Source organism: Pseudomonas sp. UF-293 (assembly GCF_058245595.1).
Window position 1 is genome coordinate 1 of sequence record NZ_JBSICA010000018.1, and the last position, 16,697, is coordinate 16,697.

Genomic DNA, 16,697 nt, shown 5'->3' on the forward strand with positions numbered 1-16,697 from the left:
GGCTCGCTCCCACAAGATCAATGCGTTCCATTGTGGGAGCGAGCCTGCTCGCGAAGACGCCCGCTTAGCCTCCACTGAACCACCCGAGATCCCACCCGATGAAAATCCTCCGCAACACCCCACGCATCGCCCTGATCGGCGAATGCATGATCGAACTGCAGCAACGCGCCGATGGCAGTCTGCAGCAAAGCTTCGGTGGCGATACCCTCAACACAGCGGTGTATCTGTCCCGTGCGCTGGGCGATAAGGCGCACGTCGACTACGTCACCGCGCTGGGCGACGACAGTTTCAGCGATGCCATGTGCCAGATCTGGCGCAGCGAAGGCATCGGCCTTGATCTGGTGCAGCGTTTGCCCGGTCGGCTGCCCGGTTTGTATTGCATTCAGACCGATGCCAGCGGCGAGCGGCGTTTCCTGTACTGGCGCAACGAAGCGGCTGTACGCGATTGCTTCACCACGCCTGCGGCCGAGCCGATCCTCGCGGCCTTGCCGGATTACGACGTGCTGTATTTCAGCGGCATCACCCTCGCCGTGCTTGGCATGCAAGGCCGCGCCCGTTTGATCAAGACATTGAGCGAAGCCCGGCAGCGTGATGCGCGTATTGTCTTCGACAACAACTACCGCCCACGCCTGTGGGCGTCGGTGGAAGAGGCGCGGGCGGCATATCGCAGCGTCTTGCCATATGTGGATCTGGCGTTACTCACCGTGGATGACGAACAGGCGCTGTTCGGGTTTGCCGATTGCGCTGAGGTGTTTGCGTCGTATGCCCAGTTCGGCACACCGGAAGTCGTGCTCAAGCGTGGCGCCGAGGCGTGCCTGATCCGTTGCGGTGGTGAGGCGTTTGAAGTGCCGGCGCACAAGGTCGACAAGGTCGTCGACACCACGGCGGCGGGGGATTCGTTCAGCGCCGCGTATCTGGCCAGGCGCTTGCTCGGCGGCGGGCCGGCAGAGGCGGCGCAAGCGGGACATGAATTGGCCAGTCGGGTGATTCAGGTGCCCGGGGCGCTGATCCCCAAAGCCTGAAATGCACTCCCTGTAGGAGCTGCCGAAGGCTGCGATCTTTTGATTTGATCCGCAACGCCAAGGTCAAGAGATCGCAGGCCTCGTTGCACTCGTCAGCTCCTACACAGGAGCACCGATCAATCCCGATAAAACACCTGCACCAGGTGATAACCAAATTTGCTCTTGATCGGCCCATGCACGGTGCGCAGCGGTTTCTTGAAAATCACTGCATCAATCGCGCCGACCATCTGCCCCGGCCGCACTTCGCCCAGGTCGCCGCCGCGTTTGCCGGACGGGCAGGTGGAAAATTTCTTCGCCAGCACATCGAACGCTTCGCCCTTGGCGATGCGCTGTTTGAGTTGTTCGGCCTCTTCGGCAGTTTTCACCAGAATGTGGCGGGCTTGGGCTTTCATCGTGCGATACCTGATAACGGGGTGACGGCGGGGCGCGCGATTATGCCTCAAGTCACGGGGTCGGGGTGCTCAACTTGCGGATCTTGCTCGCCAGCACTTCAAGGACAAACGGCTTGGCGACCATGTCCATGCCTGCTTCGAGAAAGCCCTGGCGCTCGGCAGCAATTTGCGCGTAACCGGTCATGAACAGCACTTTCAGATCCGGACGATGCTGGCGAGCGATCTCCGCCAACTGGCGACCATTCATGCCCGGCAGCCCGACATCAGTGACCAGCAGATCGACGCGTTGTGCGGATTCGAGCAAGGGCAGGGCGGTCTGGGCGTTTTCCGCTTCGAAGGTTTTGTAGCCCAGTTCCTTGAGCAGATCGAGCACCAGCATACGCACCGCCGGATCATCCTCGACGACCAGCGCGGTTTCACCGGTCGATGATGAAGCGATCGGTTCGGCATTCTTCACCGACACCGCCTCGGCATCCAGTTCAAGCAAACGCGGTAAGTACAGACGTACGCAGGTGCCTTGCCCCGGCACACTGTCGAGGCTGACATGACCGCCGGACTGCTGGGCAAATCCGTAGATCATCGACAGCCCGAGTCCGGTGCCCTGGCCGATCGGCTTGGTGGTAAAAAACGGGTCGAACGCCTTGGCGCGAATTGACGGCGTCATGCCGGTGCCGTTATCGCTGACTGCGAGCATGACGTATTCCCCTGCCTTCACCGGTTCGAGAATGGTGATGTCACTGCTGTCGAGGTACACGTTCGCGGTCTGGATCAGCAACGCGCCGCCCTCCGGCATCGCATCGCGGGCGTTGATCACCAGGTTGAGCAGGGCATTTTCCAGCTGACTGACGTCGGTGCTGACTGGCCACACGTCGTCGGGCAGGCGCAATTGCAGATCGATGGCATCGCCCTTGGTGCGCCGGATCAGGTCTTCCAGCGAGTGCACCAGTTCATTGACGTTCAGTTGTTTGCGGTCCAGCGACTGGCGCCGCGAGAACGCCAGCAAGCGATGGGTCAGCGCCGCTGCGCGATTGGCCGATGACACCGCCGCCTCGGTGAACCGGCCAATCTCGTCGGCGCGACCGTTGGCGATATAGCGCTGCATCAAATCCAGACTGCCGATGATGCCCGTGAGCATGTTGTTGAAGTCGTGAGCGATACCGCCGGTGAGCTGGCCGACCGCTTCCATTTTCTGCGCGTGGCGCAGAGCATCTTCGGCGCGCTCGCGCTCGAACATCTCGTTCTGCAAGCGCTGGTTGGCCTGGGCCAGTTGTTCGGTGCGGGCACTGACCCGCTCTTCGAGGGTTTCATTGAGATTGCGCAGGGCTTCTTCGGTTTTTTTGCGCTCGGTCTCATCGATGACAAAAATGTAAAAACCGTTGACCGCACCGTCCGCGCCATGACGGGGCAGATAGTTCATCAAAGCGTGACGGGTGCTGCCGTCGCGGTGCGGCGTGTAGAAACTGAAGGAACAGGAGCGTCCGGCCAGCGCTTCAGCGATAAAAGGTGCGCGCAGGAAATACGCCTCTTCGCCGATGACTTCGCGAATTGTGCGGCCGTACAGCTCTTGCGGAGTCAGCCCGTACCAGTCGAGATAGGCCGCGTTGTTCAGGCGAAAACGTTCTTCGGCGTCGACGTAGCTGATCAGGATCGGCATGGCGTTGATGATCAACTGCAATTCGGTCTGGCTCTGACGCAGCGCCTGTTCAGTGTGTTTGCGCTCGGTCAGGTCCAGCGCCGCGCCGAGAAAGCGCGTCGGCCGACCATGGTGATCCTTGTAGCAGCGCCCGCGTGCGAATACCCAGCGCAGTGTGCCATCGGCCTGCAGCAGGCGATATTCCTCAGCGTACTCGGTGCCGTGGGTGATGCAGTGCTTGATGCCGCGCGCGACCATGGCGCGATCTTCGGGGTGCACCCCGTGCATATATTCGCTGATCGGCAACTGCCCGGCCCTGGTCGGATCGACGCCGTGCAATTCGGCGAAGTGCGCATCGGCGATGAAACGGTCTTCGCCAATGTCCCAATCCCAGGTGCCGACGGCGTCGGTGGCAGCGAGCGCCAGTTGCAGACGCTCCTCGGACTGGCGCTGGGCCTTGAGGCTTTCCTCGGAACGGCGCTGCAATTCCAGGGCGATGCGTCGGCGCTCGTTGGTTTCGATGGCGGTGATCAGAATCCCGGCGACCTGTGCGGTTTCGTCGCGAATCGGGCTGTAGGTCAGATCCAGCCAGAAATCGGTTTTTTTGCCGTCCCGCTGCACGCTGAAGCGCTGCTCGCTGAAGCTGCGCACCTGACCCTTCAGCACCGCCTGGTAAATCGGCTCGGCAAAATCCCGCACTTCCGGCCAGACCTCATGCGTCGGTTGCCCGAACGCTTCGGGATGCTTGCTCCCAGCGAGCAGGGCAAAGCCATTGTTGTAGATCTGCGTGAGTTGCGGGCCCCACAACAGCAGCATCGGCATCGGCGAATGAATGACGATATCCACCGCCGTGCGCAGGCTCTGCGGCCAGGTGCCGGCGGCGCCCAGCGGGCTGCGGCTCCAGTCGGTGCGGGCAATCAGGGCCTGAGCGTCATCGGTGGTGGGTACAGCGTTCATGTTTCAATCCTGAGCGTGGTTCGGTGAGACGGGGTCTATCATTGTTGCAGGAGCCGCGCCAAGCGTAGGCCAAATCTGCTCATCCAATGCTTCGCGGGTGCTTTCAGCCATGGAAATCGATGCACTGTTGACAATATTGTCGCAAAAAAACGGTTCTGATCTGTTCCTCTCTACCGGCGCAGCGCCGGGCGCGCGCATTGACGGTGTGCTCAGAGCGTTGAGCGATCAGCCATTCAAACCCGGCGAAACCGCAGCCATCGCCGCCTCCCTGATGGACGCCGAGCAGCGCCGGGAGTTCGACCGGGATCTGGAAATGAACCTGGCAATCTCCCGAACGGGCGTCGGACGCTTCCGGGTCAATATTTTCAAGCAGCGCAACGATGTGTCGATCGTCATCCGCAACGTCAAACTCGACATCCCCCGATTCGAAGACCTGAAGCTGCCGCCGGTGCTGCTGGAGACGGTGATGCTCAAACGTGGCCTTATTCTCTTCGTCGGCGCTACCAGTTCAGGCAAGTCGACCTCACTGGCCGCACTGATCGATCATCGCAACCGCCACAGTGCCGGGCACATCGTGACCATCGAAGACCCGATCGAATATATCCATCGGCACAAGCGCTCGATCATCAATCAGCGTGAGGTTGGCGTCGATACGCGCAGCTTTCATGCTGCACTGAAGAACACTCTGCGCCAGGCACCGGATGTGGTGTTGATTGGCGAAATACGCGATCGCGAAACCATGGAGCATGCCTTGTCATTCGCTGATACCGGCCATCTTGTGTTGTCCACGTTACATGCGACCAATGCCAATCAGGCGCTCGATCGAATTATCAATATATTTCCCGAGGAGAAGCGCGAACAGCTTTTGCAGACATTGGGCAACAACCTGAAAGCATTTGTCTCTCAGCGTTTGGTGCGCACCATTGACGGACAACGCAGGGCGGCTGTGGAGGTGTTATTAGGCACGCCAACGGTGGGAGATCTGGTTCGACGGAATGAACTGGGAGAACTTAAAAGCGTCATGGAAAAGTCGGAAGTTGCAGGCATGCAAACATTTGATTCCGCACTTTATAAACTGGTTGTAGAAGGTGTTGTTAGCGTGGACGAGGCAATTAAATACGCAGATTCTGTGAATAATTTAAGGCTGCGAATAAAGCTGCATTCGGACGATCGGGTTAATGATAGTTCGCCGGGCGATTGGGGGTTGGTTGATTGAGGGAGTTCTTGCTGGGTTGATAATTGTTTGGCTTAAAATTGTATTCTGAAATCTTGACTAATAACTAACTGGTTGATTGATGTTCTGTTCTGTCTAAAGTTCGAGGCGCCGATTGTGGCGTGACTGAATTTAAATAAGGATAGGGCGTGAAGATAAGAAGTGGTGTTGCTGGTGGTGCAGTTACGACTGTGCAGGACAATCAACTATGTATCAAAGCTGATGCGGTGGAGCGGAAGAGAATAACTTCAGTGCTTTACGCACTCTATAAGGTGCGACAAAGTGCGGTATCGCTCGATATGGACGCAATCACTCTGACCCTGCACGAAGACTCGTCTTTTTATTATGTGCACAGGACTTTCAGCGGGATGCTGGCGAATCTGATCAAGTCTTACCATCGTGATGCAGTTGCAATCGTCACCAGCGCCGGACTGGACGTTTGGATCGATAACGGCAGTGGCGCTGATAGCATTCGACAGCAAATCCATTCTGATCCGAGTGCACAAACCGTCCTGAAACTGATTATGCAGGGTGCGGAGCAAACGGGTGGAGCAGTCCGCTCGGTAGTGGATGACGCCAGTTATGCTCAGTGGCTGCGTTTTCATGGACTGCTCGTCCCAACTGATGTCGAGCAACTGGAACGTCTATTGACTTTTCTGCAATGGGAATTTCGAAGTAGCAACCGTATCGCCAATTACTGGGAGTACATAAACGGGCATGAGGGTGGCTCAGCCGCATTGACCGAGGCTCAATGTCGAGAGATTCGAACTTTGACCGGAAGGCTGGTTCCTGATGGAAAGAGCTTGCTGAGCATGTTGTATGAAAACGTCAAGCCTGTTTTACACGATGGTATTGATTGGGAAACTGCCGATGAGGTCTTGCAGGAACTCGTGCATCATGATTATTCCTACGATTTGGCGAAGAGGTATATTGACGCACTCGCGTGGTGGGGCGCTGGTGCCGGGGAGGCGTGTGACGCGAATGACTACGCGCAAGTTCTCTATACGGCCGTTCTTCTTCAGCTTGATCCAGGTATCGGCAGCGAAACACAGCGCAACCTGATCGCCGGCTATGATCTCTATCATCCTGCTGTTGCCGCTGATAAGAGCTTGGCCAGTATTCGGCAGAGCTTTGAGCAGCATCTTGTCAGCCAAAAAAGCGTGACCCGCGTATTGGTGCCTTTAGCTTCACACATGCTACTGTCGGCGCGGGCCCCGGCGCTGCTGATCAATAATGTGCCGAAGTGGCTCACGGCTGGATCAATCGGATGGGTAACCTTTACTCAGGCGGTCGGCATGATCGAGCTCAGCGTCAGAGGAGCGTCACGCTTTGTGGATTACGATGACGTGATGCTATTTGCCGACATGGGTTCGATCAGTCATGCATTGAGCCAGCTTCAGGGCCTGGCGGCAGTTGGTGTCATCATCGATTGGGCGTTGATAAACGAGGTAATCGTCCAGAGTGATCTGAGTGCTTGCGTCGCGAGTGCTGCCGAGAGGGCTTTGGGTGCTTATCGAATTCATGTAGAAACGATGGTCAACGGCGTAGAGGCGTTTTCCACGCCTGTACCCAATCGGAAGAAACTAGCGCTGACGGCTTTGCAAAAAGCTGTACCGGAATGTGACTTCCTTGAGGATCCGATACTTCGGCCAGAGACGTTTTCCAACACAAGAGTATCCATGCTGGATTTGCATATTGAGGGTGAACTGACTTCGGGCGTATGGGACTGGAATGAAACACCACACATTCTGAGCCAGTATCCACAATTGATGGGGCTGGCGAATAATCAAAGTGTCTTTGAGGATGAGGTTCGAAAGTATCACCGGAACATTCACAAGGCGATAGCTTCCAATATAAAACTGGCGTTGTCGGGCATGCCACGTCAGGATCGCGACGTATTTTCCAAAAGCCAGATAACTTTCTTTACTGTTCGGGCGCCAGTCACTGAGCTAGTCTATTCAGCTAGCAATTACAACTTGATTGGCGTAGGCAACAAGGGGGCTCAACTTGTCGAGGTTCAAGCAAAGAAAGATCAGGCAAGGGGTCGCTTCGCGGTGATTATGATCGCCTCTTGTGGTGACAATAAATTTCTGTGTTATGAGTTATTCAGTCTCGTGGGCGAGTGTCGAAGAAATGATGCTCTGGGTGACTTGGTTCTGAAAACGCAAAAGATGAATATGCCAGCCAGGCTGGATTTTAAAGGTAATAGCAATGATGCCTTTTTTCCTCTGCCTGAAACCCATCATGTTCCGACTGACTTCCAGAGCTATACACAGGGTAAACGCCCCCGTCCTGATGCCTCCGATATCATGGTCATAGAAAAGCTGGGTACGCTCGCAGCGCCGACAACTGCGCCAGAAAAAAAGCACAGCCTTTATCAGTTTTTTATCAGCGAGCATATAAATAATATTGCGCAATTCGTGGTTGCCCATCGGCCTGTCGGTAGTATTGATGAGCTCACATTAGCGTTTACTGAGCTCACAAAAAGAGAGTCTCTTACCAAGAAAACCGACGAATGGGTGACATTTGTAGTTGATCTGATTGTGCCTTTCAAACGATGCATTGAAGACCTTGCTTCGGGCGAGCGCAACAAAGTCGTGGATGGCATTTATGCTTGCACGATGGATGCTATCGGGATTTTCTTTACCATATTGGGCGCCCCGGCAAAAATTCTGACAATTGCAGCAAGAACAGTTTCGTTGACGGCGAAACTAGCTAGCGTCGTGAAGTACTCATTGAAGCTGACAGTGTCGACATTAAACCCTATAGATGGTCTTCCGACGGCCGGATACCTCGCGACCAAGTCACTTTTGAAAAGCGGACTTGAATTAAGCAAGGATGGCCTCAAACTGCTTGAAACGGCTACCTCTCAATTACATCGAATGACTGGCAGGCGTCAATCCGTAGACTTTGTTCAATTAGCGAGTTTGCCCCAAACCGGTCAAGGTAAATGGAGACCGCGTGCCAGTGCCGCCGATGTGGTTAACGTATGTGCGATGAGTAGAAACAATCAATGGTATGCGATCAGTACACGCGGTACACCGTGGGGAAAAAAACTTGCGGACTTTCAGTTCCAGCAAGCATTCACTGTGCCTAGCGTGCGTCCCGAGAGCTATACGCGGCATATCATTCAGAACAGTTTGCCGATTATGCGGGAAAAGGTTGACGCGACTATCAAACTTCTCAATCTGCCAAAGCTCAATACCAAGACTGATCTTGCTATTGGCTTGTTTTTAGGTAGCACCCCTGGAGGGCGTGATGAGTTTGCGACTGTATTGACGGCTGTCCGCCTCAACATCCTCGACACGTCGGTCAGCAATTTCGTATTGGACAGTGCGAAGGTCAATGATCAAACCATTCAAGTCAACCAGACACAATACAGCGAATGGAAAAAAGCCGGTTTGCACGAGAAGGAAAATTTACAGTACCTGAGCATCAGTAATCAAAATCTCAATCGCCGTTTCAACGCAGCAGGTTTCAATTATGGTGAGGTTGCTGACGATCTGCTTCATGAGATGTTCCGTGCAGGGTCAGGCAAGACCGATTTGATTGTCGCCACGGCGAGTATGCAGAACAGCGCTGCGGTATTGGATGTAGCACCTTTGCTGAATCTTGCGGCGGGGCGCCTGCCCAAGGCGGGCGGAGGTTTTCATAGTGCATCTGAAGCCCGGTCGAATGCCGACTCTTATGCGCTGCTGACTGCTCTGCTGAGTCAAGTGGGAAGTGATGCCGCTGCGTACTTCAAGAACATCGAAATCCTGAAGGCAGCTGTTGCCAGTCACACCGGTCGTACAATAGAGAAAGAGGTTCTCATTCAACTGAACGGCGAATGATCTGTATCGATGCCCCACGCTGGCATGGGGCAGTGATGTTGGCGGCGCTCAGTCGCCGAGCTCCGGCCGATCCCGAAACTGCTCCAGCGCTTCGGGATTGGCCAGTGCGTCGGTATTTTTCACTGGCCTCCCATGCACGACATCGCGCACCGCCAGCTCCACGACTTTTCCGCTGATGGTGCGCGGTATATCGGTTACTGCGACGATGCGTGCGGGAACATGCCTGGGTGTGGTGTTGGCGCGGATCACTTCGCGGATTCGCTGTTCAAGCCCTTCATCCAGCTCGACGCCGTCGCGCAAACGCACGAACAACACGACGCGCACATCCTCCTGCCATTGCTGACCGATGGCGACGCTGTCCAGTACCTCAGTGATTTTCTCGACCTGCCGATAGATTTCCGCCGTGCCGATGCGTACGCCGCCCGGGTTCAACACCGCATCCGAGCGGCCATGGATCATCATCGCGCCATGGGGCAACTGTTCGGCGTAATCACCTTGTGCCCAGACGCCGGGGAACAGGCTGAAGTAGGACTGGCGGAGTTTTGTGCCGTCGGGGTCATTCCACAACCCGATCGGCATCGCCGGGAAGTGCCGCGTGCAGACCAGTTCACCTTTCTCACCGACAAACGGCTGGCCAGCGTCGTTCCACACCTCGACGGCCATGCCCAGGCTCTTGCCCATGATTTCTCCGCGCCGTACCGCTGACAGCGGGTTGCCATTGACGAAGCACGAAACGATGTCGGTGCCACCGGACATCGAGGCCAGACACACCTCGGTTTTGAAGTCGCGATAAACGAAATCGTAACTTTGCGGTGACAAAGCCGAGCCTGTGCACAGCAGGGTTTTCAAACTGCTCAAGTCATGACTTTCGCGGGGCCTGGCGCCGCTGCTTTCCAGCGTCGCGAGGAATTTCGGACTGGTGCCAAACACGCTGATGCGTTCATCGTCGATCAGGTCGAGCAGGCGCTGGTGATCCGGGTGGAACGGCGAGCCGTCGTAGAGCACCACGGCGCTGCCGACTGCGAGTGCCGAGACCAGCCAGTTCCACATCATCCAGCCGCAGGTCGTGTAGTAGAACAAACGGTCACCGGGACCGAGATCGCAGTGTAGGCCGTGCTCTTTGACGTGTTGCAGCAGCACGCCGCCGGTGCTGTGGACGATGCATTTCGGCACGCCGGTGGTACCGCTGGAGTACAGCACGTAGAGCGGATGATTGAACGGCACCGGGGTGAAATCCGGTTCGCCGCCGGGTTGATAAAAATCTTCCCAGAAGCAGACATCGGCTAGGGTTTGGTAATCCTCGATGCGCGCTTGCGGACGGGCGTACGGGACGATGATCAACTGCTGCAGTGACGGCAGTTGTGCAAGGATTTCGTTGAGCTTGGCGGTCTGATCCAGAGTTTTTCCGGCGTATTGATAACCGGCACAGGTGAGCAGCACTTTCGGTTCGATCTGGCCAAAGCGATCGATCACGCCGTGGGTGCCGAAGTCGGGCGACGAGCAGGACCAGATCGCGCCGAGGCTGGTGGTGGCCAGCATCGCCACCAGGGTTTGCCAGGTGTTGGGTATGCAAGCCGCCACGCGATCACCCCGACCGACGCCCGCAGCGCGCAGGCTCGCCTGAAACCCGGCGACCTGTTCGGCCAACTCGGCCCAGGTCAGTTGTTCGCGCTGACCATTCTCTGCAACTGCGATCACGGCCACGGCATCGTCGCGGCGGCGCAACAGGTGTTCGGCGAAGTTCAGGGTCGCGCCGGGGAACCACTCGGCGCTGGGCATTTCTGCACCTTCACGCAAGACGGCGTCGGGCTGAGTGTGGAAGCGGATGTCGAAGAAATCGACGATCGCCTGCCAGAACGCCGGGCGCTGATCGATGCTCCATTGGTGCAGGGCAGGGTAGCCGTCGAGCTTAAGCGAATGCCGCTGATTGATATCGCGCCGGAAGGCATCCATACGCGAACCGGCGATGCGCTGGGCGTCGGGTTGCCAGAGAATGTCGGACATGGGCTTGCCTCTTCTTATCTGATTCGCACAGGCCAGGGAGATCGCCCCCACAATGGCCAGGTGTTTATTGCGCCAGCCAGCCACCATCGATATTCCACGCCGCGCCGCGCACCTGGCTGCCAGCTTCGCTGCACAAGAACAGCACGAGCTCACCCAGATGCTGCGGGGTGACGAACTCCAGCGACGGTTGTTTTTCGGCGAGCAGATCATGCTGCGCCTGCTGCGGGTCGACGCCCTTGGCCGCGCGATCATCGATCTGCTTCTGCACCAACGGCGTCAATACCCAGCCGGGGCAGATCGCATTGCAGGTGACATTGCTGGTGGCGGTTTCAAGCCCGACCACTTTGGTCAGGCCGATCACACCATGCTTGGCGGCGACATACGCGGCTTTGCCGGTAGAACCGACCTGACCATGCACCGAGGCGATATTGATGATGCGGCCCCAGTTCTTGCTGCGCATGCCCGGCAGGCTCAAGCGCGTGCTGTGAAACACCGACGAGAGATTGATCGCGATGATCGAATCCCAGCGCTCCACTGGAAATTCTTCCACCGCCGCAACGTGCTGAATACCTGCGTTGTTGACCAGAATGTCGACGCCGCCAAACTCACGCTCGGCGTAAGCAACCATGTCGGCGATCTGCGCCGGGTCGCTGACATCGGCGGGATGATGGCCGACCTTGCCGCCGTACTGAGCGACTTCGGCGATCACTTTCGAGGGGTCGCCGAAGCCATTGAGAATCAGATTGGCGCCGGCCTTGGCCAGGCCCAGCGCAATGCCCAGGCCGATGCCGCTGGTGGAGCCGGTCACCAAAGCTGTCTTGCCGGAAAGAGTGGTCATGAATACCTCACACAATGCCAGTGGCGTAGAAAGTGCCGATCACCACGAAAACCGCCAGGGTCTTGATCAGCGTAATACAGAAAATGTCTTTATAGGCTTCGCGGTGCGTCAGCCCGGTCACCGCCAACAGCGTGATCACCGCACCGTTGTGCGGCAGGGTGTCCATGCCGCCACTGGCCATGGCTGCGACGCGATGCAGCACTTCCAGCGGAATATTCGCCGCATGCGCCGCGCTGATGAACTGCTCGGACATCGCCGCCAGCGCAATGCTCATGCCGCCCGAGGCCGAGCCGGTGATGCCGGCCAGCAGCGTCACGGTGATCGCTTCGTTGACCAGTGGATTGGGAATCTGCTTGAGCCAGTCGGCCAGTACCAGGAACCCCGGCAGCGACGCGATGACTGCACCAAAGCCGTACTCCGACGCAGTGTTCATGGCCGCCAGCAACGCGCCACTGACCGCGCTTTTGCTGCCTTCGGCGAGTTTGCTGCGAATCGCCTGAAAGCCGAACGCCAGGACCATGAGGATGCCGACCAGCAACGCCGCCTGCACCGCCCAGATCGCCGTGAGCTTGGCGATTTCGGTAGTGACCGGCGTGGCCATGCCCGGCAGCGCGAGGCTATGGGTCTTGCCGTACCACTGCGGAATCCACTGGGTGAACAGCAGATTCATGATGCCCACCGCCAGTAATGGCGACAGCGCAATCCAGGGGTTCGGCAGCTTGAGATCTTCTGCGGTTTCCGGTTCGTTGCGCAGTTCGGTGCCGTAGCCTTCGCCGGCACGTTGCGCCTTGTTGCGCTGACGCTGCAGAAACAGCATGCCGGCGCAGAACACGAAAATCGTGCCGATCACGCCCAGCCAAGGCGCGGCCCATGCGGTGGTGTTGAAGAAGGTGCTGGGGATGATGTTCTGGATCTGCGGCGTGCCGGGCAGGGCGTCCATGGTGAAGGAGAACGCACCGAGGGCAATGGTCGCCGGGATCAGGCGCTTGGGAATATTGCTTTGGCGGAACATCTCCGCTGCAAACGGGTAAACGGCAAAGACCACAACGAACAACGACACGCCGCCATAAGTCAGCAGGGCGCAGACCAGCACGATCACCAGCATCGCTTGCTTAGTCCCGAGCAAGCGAATCGCAGCAGCCACGATCGAGCGTGAGAAACCCGAAAGCTCGATCAGCTTGCCGAACACCGCGCCGAGGAGAAATACCGGGAAGTAGAGCTTGATGAACCCGACCATCTTGTCCATGAACACCCCGGTAAACGCGGGGGCAACGGCGGACGGATCGGTGAGCAGGACCGCGCCGAGGGCGGCGATCGGGGCGAAGAGGATGACGCTGTAGCCACGGTAGGCGGCGAGCATCAGCAGCGTCAGGGCTGCCAAGGCAATGATCACACTCATGGTGTGTCTCTCCAGGATTGTTATTTTTGTGGGTGGAACGGTTGTAGAGAGGACGTAGCGAGTTTTGTGCCAATCTTCTAACTGGTTGAAATATAACGAATTTAGATCTCAGTCGCGTTCTGGGAGCTGTTTTTGTCTCTTTGTTGAGATTTTCTTTGAATGGGCCGGCGCCTTCGCGAGCAGGCTCGCTCCCACATTTGACATGCATTCCCCTGTGGGAGCGAGCCTGCTCGCGAAGCTTCTGTTCTGTCTTGATACAGAGATTCGATATCTCTTTATGTAGACTCAACGATCCCCAGCGACGCCATTTTCTTGTACAACGTCGACCGCCCCAGCCCTAGCCGAGCCGCAGCCTCCGGTACTTTCCCCGCGCACTGCGCCAGGGCCGACTCGATCAACTGCCGATCAAACCGCGCCCGCGCCTGTGCAAATGTCTCCCCAGCGCAGGCTCGCATGCTCGGTTCGGCCGTTCGCTCAACTGGAGTAAACGTGCCAATCGCCCCGCGAATATCCTGTTCAGTCAACAGCAGATCATCACTAAGCAACGCAGCCCGCTCCAGTACGTTGCGCAACTCGCGAATGTTGCCTGGCCAGGCATGCTGAGCCAGTAACGCCAGCGCATCGCGGTGCAGTTCATGCTGGCTGCGCAGTTCTTCCAGAATCGCCTCGCTCAGCGCCGGCAGATCATCGAGACGTTCACGCAGCGGCGGCACCTGGATCGGCAGTACGTTGAGGCGGTAGTACAAATCAGCGCGAAATTCGCCGCGCTTGATCGCCGCCTGCAGATCCGTCGAGGTCGCGGCGATCACCCGCACATCGCTCTGGATCACTTCGTTGGAGCCGACCGGTTCGAACTCCTTTTCCTGCAACACGCGCAGCAGTTTGCTTTGCAGCGGCAACGGCATATCGCCGATCTCATCGAGAAACAGCGTGCCGCCCTGAGCGATCTGCAGTTTGCCGGTGCGCCCCTTGCGGTCAGCGCCGGTGAAGGCGCCGGGTGCGGTGCCGAAAAATTCGGCTTCCAGCAGCGCCTCGGGAATCGCCGCACTGTTGATGCTGACAAAGGCTTTGTGCGCCCGTGGCGAGGCGCTATGGATTGCCTGCGCGAGCAATTCCTTGCCGGTACCGGTCTCGCCGAGCAGTAACACCGGCGAATCAGCGCTGGCGCTGCGCCGAGCGCGGCGTTTGACTTCGAGGCTGGCGGTGCTGGTGCCGATGAAATGGGCGAAGTTGTATTTGGTCTGCCGCGCACGCAGCAGCGAGCGGGTCGAGGCGAGTTCTTCCTGCATGCTCAGGTAGCGCTTGAGCATCGGCGACAGCGTGCGCAACTCGTCGAAAAGGGCAAAGCCGATAGCGCCGATCACGCTGCCGGCGTCGTCGTGGATCGGCAGGCGCATCACCACCAGCGGTTCCTTCGGCGTGTCCTGCATGTCCAGCAGAATCGGCCGACCAGTGCGTACCACCTCGCGCAGCAGACTGCCAGGGATGACGCTCTCGCAGGGTTTGCCGATAGCGCCTGCCGCCGATTCGAGACCAAAGCGCCGGGCATAGCGTTCGTTCATCCAGACGATATTCGCATCGCGATCGACAATCACCGTCCCCTCACTGGATTGCTCGATGATCTCGAACAGCGAACGGATCGCCAGGGTGCGAACCCGTTGATAGTCCTTGAGGCTTTCGGTGGTGTTCATCGAGTCTGGTCCTGATTGTTTGTTGCCGGTACCGATCCCTTCGCGAGCAGGCTCGCTCCCACAGGGGCCTGCATTCCAAATGTGGGAGCGAGCCTGCTCGCGAATGCCGCGCCGCGAATTAGCAGAAAAAACCTACCCCGGATGCGCCGCCGCCAATAGCTCTTTGGTGTACGGGTGCTGCGGGTTATCGAACACTTCGTGACTGGCACCCCGTTCGACGACCTGGCCGTCCTTGATCACGATCATGTCATGGGCGAGGGCGCGCACCACCGCCAGATCGTGGCTGATGAACAGGTAGGTCAGACCGTGTTTTTCCTGCAGATCACGGAGCAGGGCGACCACTTGTTTCTGCACGGTGCGGTCGAGCGCAGAGGTCGGTTCATCAAGCAGGATAAGCGCGGGTTTGAGCACCAATGCCCGGGCAATGGCGATGCGCTGGCGCTGGCCGCCGGAGAATTCATGCGGATAACGATGGCGGCTGTCCGGATCCAGACCGACTTCCTTGAGGACGCGAATGACCTGCTCGTCGCATTCGTCAGCCGTCGACTCCCAATGCACTTCCAGGCCTTCGCTGATGATCTGTGCGACCGACATGCGCGGGCTCAGGCTGCCGAACGGATCCTGAAACACCACTTGCATCTTTCGGCGCCACGGCCGCAGTTGCTTCTGATTGAGGCCATCAAGTGCTTCGCCCTGAAAGCGAATACTGCCTTCGGAGTCGAGCAAGCGCAGGATCGCCTGTCCCAGCGTCGACTTGCCTGAACCGGATTCGCCAACAATTCCCAAGGTCTTGCCGCGCTGAATGTTCAGGCTGATGCCGTCGACCGCGCGCAAATATTGCTTGCGGCGAAACAGTCCGCCACCGACCTGGAAATCGACGCGCAGGTCAGCCACTTCCAGCACATTTTCACGTTCGTCACAGGGCAGTGCTTCACCTTCCGGCTCAGCATTCAACAGTACGCAGCTGTAAGGGTGCCGGGGTTCGGTAAACAGGGTCTCGCACGGTGCCTGCTCGACAATCTCACCGGCCTTCATCACGCACACTCGCTGCGCGATGCTGCGCACCAGATTGAGATCGTGGCTGATCAGCAGCAGCGACATGCCCAAGCGTTGCTGCAGAGATTTAAGCAGCAAGAGGATCTTGCGTTGCACGGTGACATCCAGCGCCGTGGTTGGCTCGTCGGCAATCAACAACTCCGGTTCGCAGGCCAGGGCCATGGCGATCATCACCCGTTGCCGTTGCCCGCCAGAGAGTTGGTGCGGATAGGCTTTCAAGCGTTCCTTGGGTTTCTGGATGCCGACCAGCCCGAGCAATTCGAGAATGCGCTGCTGCGCTTGCTTGCCGCCGAGGCCACGGTGCAATAACAGGGTTTCACCGATCTGCTTTTCGATGGTGTGCAGCGGATTGAGCGACGTCATCGGCTCCTGAAAGATCATCGCAATGCGATTGCCGCGCAGCTCACGCAAGACTTTCGGGTCTGCACCGAGCAGTTCCTGTCCGCGATAGCGGATGCTGCCACGGGTTTGCGCCTCAGTATCGGGCAGCAGCTGCAGGATCGAATGCGCGGTCACCGATTTCCCCGAGCCCGATTCGCCCACCAGTGCCAGGCACTCCCCGGGGCGAATATCCAGGCACAGGTCACGCACCACGGTCTGGCCATGGAAGGCGACATTGAGGTTGCGGATTTCAATCAGGTTTTCAGTCATGGCCACGC

At 57.9% G+C, this 16,697-nt stretch carries 10 protein-coding genes; 3 read left to right on the forward strand and 7 right to left on the reverse strand.

Annotated features, from left to right (window positions below):
• Positions 1 to 98 precede the first annotated feature (98 nt).
• Positions 99 to 1,022: a sugar kinase gene (locus tag AC4IHP_RS18335; protein WP_490832382.1), complete on the forward strand. Its 924-nt coding sequence runs from the start codon at positions 99 to 101 to the stop codon at positions 1,020 to 1,022.
• 116 nt (positions 1,023 to 1,138) lie between these two features.
• Here the strand turns inward: AC4IHP_RS18335 and AC4IHP_RS18340 are convergent, their stop codons facing one another.
• Together AC4IHP_RS18340 and AC4IHP_RS18345 are read right to left on the reverse strand one after the other, a co-directional pair.
• Positions 1,139 to 1,414: a peptidylprolyl isomerase gene (locus tag AC4IHP_RS18340; RefSeq protein ID WP_007912322.1), complete on the reverse strand. Its 276-nt coding sequence runs from the start codon at positions 1,412 to 1,414 to the stop codon at positions 1,139 to 1,141.
• A 52-nt stretch (positions 1,415 to 1,466) separates the two neighbouring features.
• Positions 1,467 to 4,004: a PAS domain-containing hybrid sensor histidine kinase/response regulator gene (locus AC4IHP_RS18345; RefSeq protein ID WP_490832383.1), complete on the reverse strand. Its 2,538-nt coding sequence runs from the start codon at positions 4,002 to 4,004 to the stop codon at positions 1,467 to 1,469.
• Between the two features lie 109 nt (positions 4,005 to 4,113).
• On the opposite strand from AC4IHP_RS18345, the gene AC4IHP_RS18350 reads away from it, so the two are divergent.
• Together AC4IHP_RS18350 and AC4IHP_RS18355 are read left to right on the forward strand one after the other, a co-directional pair.
• Positions 4,114 to 5,220: a PilT/PilU family type 4a pilus ATPase gene (locus AC4IHP_RS18350; protein ID WP_490832384.1), complete on the forward strand. Its 1,107-nt coding sequence runs from the start codon at positions 4,114 to 4,116 to the stop codon at positions 5,218 to 5,220.
• Between the two features lie 146 nt (positions 5,221 to 5,366).
• Positions 5,367 to 9,050, forward strand: a complete 3,684-nt coding sequence (locus AC4IHP_RS18355) for a hypothetical protein (RefSeq protein ID WP_490832385.1) — start codon at positions 5,367 to 5,369, stop codon at positions 9,048 to 9,050.
• A gap of 48 nt (positions 9,051 to 9,098) precedes the next feature.
• Here the strand turns inward: AC4IHP_RS18355 and AC4IHP_RS18360 are convergent, their stop codons facing one another.
• The 5 genes from AC4IHP_RS18360 to AC4IHP_RS18380 all read right to left on the reverse strand — a co-directional run bounded on the left by AC4IHP_RS18360 (position 9,099) and on the right by AC4IHP_RS18380 (position 16,689).
• Positions 9,099 to 11,054, reverse strand: coding sequence for an acetoacetate--CoA ligase (locus AC4IHP_RS18360; RefSeq protein WP_490832386.1), 1,956 nt, complete (start codon positions 11,052 to 11,054; stop codon positions 9,099 to 9,101).
• A 64-nt stretch (positions 11,055 to 11,118) separates the two neighbouring features.
• A complete protein-coding gene (gene hbdH, locus AC4IHP_RS18365) occupies positions 11,119 to 11,892 on the reverse strand; it encodes a 3-hydroxybutyrate dehydrogenase (protein ID WP_490832387.1) in 774 nt (257 codons plus the stop codon).
• Between the two features lie 7 nt (positions 11,893 to 11,899).
• Positions 11,900 to 13,291 (reverse strand): GntP family permease, encoded by a 1,392-nt coding sequence (locus AC4IHP_RS18370; RefSeq protein ID WP_460118831.1) that lies wholly within the window; start codon positions 13,289 to 13,291, stop codon positions 11,900 to 11,902.
• Positions 13,292 to 13,566: 275 nt separating this feature from the next.
• Positions 13,567 to 14,982 carry a sigma-54 interaction domain-containing protein gene (locus tag AC4IHP_RS18375; RefSeq protein WP_490832388.1) on the reverse strand — a complete coding sequence of 472 codons (1,416 nt, stop codon included), beginning with the start codon at positions 14,980 to 14,982 and terminating at the stop codon, positions 13,567 to 13,569.
• Between the two features lie 132 nt (positions 14,983 to 15,114).
• Positions 15,115 to 16,689, reverse strand: a complete 1,575-nt coding sequence (locus tag AC4IHP_RS18380; RefSeq protein ID WP_490832389.1) for an ABC transporter ATP-binding protein — start codon at positions 16,687 to 16,689, stop codon at positions 15,115 to 15,117.
• Positions 16,690 to 16,697 lie beyond the last annotated feature (8 nt).

Excerpts from the sequence above, each read along its gene's own strand:
- AC4IHP_RS18335 (WP_490832382.1), top strand. The coding sequence starts at position 99 with ATGAAAATCCTCCGCAACACCCCACGCATCGCCCTGATCGGCGAATGC.
- AC4IHP_RS18370 (WP_460118831.1), bottom strand. The coding sequence starts at position 13,291 with ATGAGTGTGATCATTGCCTTGGCAGCCCTGACGCTGCTGATGCTCGCC.
- hbdH (WP_490832387.1), bottom strand. The coding sequence starts at position 11,892 with ATGACCACTCTTTCCGGCAAGACAGCTTTGGTGACCGGCTCCACCAGC.
- AC4IHP_RS18360 (WP_490832386.1), bottom strand. The coding sequence starts at position 11,054 with ATGTCCGACATTCTCTGGCAACCCGACGCCCAGCGCATCGCCGGTTCG.
- AC4IHP_RS18350 (WP_490832384.1), top strand. The coding sequence starts at position 4,114 with ATGGAAATCGATGCACTGTTGACAATATTGTCGCAAAAAAACGGTTCT.
- AC4IHP_RS18380 (WP_490832389.1), bottom strand. The coding sequence starts at position 16,689 with ATGACTGAAAACCTGATTGAAATCCGCAACCTCAATGTCGCCTTCCAT.
- AC4IHP_RS18340 (WP_007912322.1), bottom strand. The coding sequence starts at position 1,414 with ATGAAAGCCCAAGCCCGCCACATTCTGGTGAAAACTGCCGAAGAGGCC.
- AC4IHP_RS18345 (WP_490832383.1), bottom strand. The coding sequence starts at position 4,004 with ATGAACGCTGTACCCACCACCGATGACGCTCAGGCCCTGATTGCCCGC.
- AC4IHP_RS18375 (WP_490832388.1), bottom strand. The coding sequence starts at position 14,982 with ATGAACACCACCGAAAGCCTCAAGGACTATCAACGGGTTCGCACCCTG.